At 57.2% G+C, this 1,717-nt stretch carries 1 protein-coding gene and 2 pseudogenes; all 3 read right to left on the bottom strand.

Annotation, left to right across the window (positions count from 1 at the left end):
- Window positions 1-46: 46 nt before the first annotated feature.
- Window positions 47-412, bottom strand: a pseudogene (locus HMPREF3048_RS02700) (transposase); the annotation flags it as partial.
- Window positions 413-517: 105 nt separating this feature from the next.
- Window positions 518-1,276 (bottom strand): ATP-binding protein, encoded by a 759-nt coding sequence (locus HMPREF3048_RS02695; RefSeq protein WP_070614232.1) that lies wholly within the window; start codon window positions 1,274-1,276, stop codon window positions 518-520.
- 14 nt (window positions 1,277-1,290) lie between these two features.
- Window positions 1,291-1,717: pseudogene (locus tag HMPREF3048_RS02690) on the bottom strand (IS21 family transposase); the annotation flags it as partial.

The following is a 1,717-nucleotide window of genomic DNA, read 5'->3' as shown; positions in this document are numbered from 1 at the left end:
GCAAATGCCTAGGAACAAAACTCGGGGCACTTCAGTTCGGGGTTTTTTAGGCGGTTAGCTGGTGATGTTCGCCATGTTCACCTCCAGTTTGGTGCATGAGGTGTTTGGTGTGCTCGAGTGCGGATAGTGACATGTAGCGTTTTTGCTGGATCCAATCGTCGTGCTGCTCGGCAAGCACCGCGCCGACAAGCCGGATGATGGATTCACGGTTCGGGAAGATGCCCACAACGTCGGTGCGCCGGCGGATCTCCCGGTTTAACCGTTCGGTGGGGTTGTTGGACCAGACTTTCTTCCAGACTGGTTTCGGTGCTGCGGTAAACGCCAACACGTCATCGAGCGACTCTTCTAGATAGGCCGCAACCTGCGGGAACTTTGGTTCTAACAGGTCGACGACTTCGCGGGCTTGTCGCCTGTCAGATGCGGGTTTTTGGTACCGGTGTTCCGGAGACCCGGTACTGCTGTGTTCCGGGTAGTTGGTACCGGGGCCGGGCCGACGGAGTCGGCCCGGCTGTTTGTCTTATTCGTCCGGTTCTATTGGGGCGGTGGCCTTGCGCATGTCGAAGTCTCCGATGCGGATTCGGTGGCCGTTGTTGAGGCGGCTAACGAGTGAATCGGCTCCGACTCTGTCGGGGAGGGCTTCGACCCAATAGGCGGCGGCCGATTGGGAGGAGATCAGTGTTGGGAGCCGACCGTCGCGGTCGAATATGATCTTGCTCAGGTCTTCTTGCCCGCGCTGGTTGATGCTCATGGTCATAAAATCGTCGATGATAAGGACATCGACATTGATCAGTTTCCGCATCTTATCGAGGTAGTTTTGGTCAGTCGGTGAGAAGACCGCCAACATGTCTACGAGTTGGTCTAGCCGGTAGTAGGCCACGGAGTATCCGGCTTGACATGCGGCGACGCCGATGGCGCAGACTATGTATGTTTTCCCTGTTCCGGTCGGTGCGAGGATGTGAATGTTGGTCGGGTTTTCCCGCCAGTTCGTCGCCGCGATTCGTTTCAGTTGGCGCATGTTGATGCCGCGTTGTTCTGCCCGGGTGACTTCAGCAAGGCTCGCATCCGGGTATCGGAATTGTGCCTGGGTGATGGCTTTGGCGATGTTGCGTTGTTGCCGCTGTGTGTAGGCCTCTTCGACTGCTGCGAGGAAGATGTCCTCTGGTAGCGCATCCGCGTAGGCCTCGTCGTTGACAATCTCGTAGAAGACATCAGCGAAGGTCGATACGCGAAGCTTTCGCATTTTTGCCCGTACTGTTTCGTCGTCGATGTTGCTCATGGTTAACACTCCTTCTAGTTTTCGTAGTGGTCAGCAGGCCGGATGAAGACGGCATCAGCTGCGTCGCTGGTAAGCGGGGTGCTTGGGCGTTGTTGGTTCTTCGTCGCGGGCTGTGTCCTTCGCCCTGGTGCAGCAGGGTGCTGCTGAGCGTGCGCAATGTCAGTCTGGATGCGCTTGATCACAGCCATAGTTGGAGCCAGCTTCTTTTCTAAGACCTGCTGGCACGCCGGCTCGAGGGTGGCTTTGCTGTGCTTTTTGCCCAGGTTGGCCAGCACGTTGCGAGCTTGAAGAAGTCCGCGGGGGACGGCGGCACTATTACGATCGAGGATCATCGCTATGACTGCGTGCGTTGCAGAACCGAACGACGAGGCCCAAGCCAAGAGTTCGTCGCGGGTGAGTGCTTTGTGCCTGTGTCTGATCTGATGTAGGTGGTCCAGTTCG

The organism is Corynebacterium sp. HMSC075D04, from assembly GCF_001815635.1.
Taxonomy (GTDB): domain Bacteria; phylum Actinomycetota; class Actinomycetes; order Mycobacteriales; family Mycobacteriaceae; genus Corynebacterium; species Corynebacterium coyleae.
This window is presented reverse-complemented; position numbering and strand designations above follow the sequence as displayed.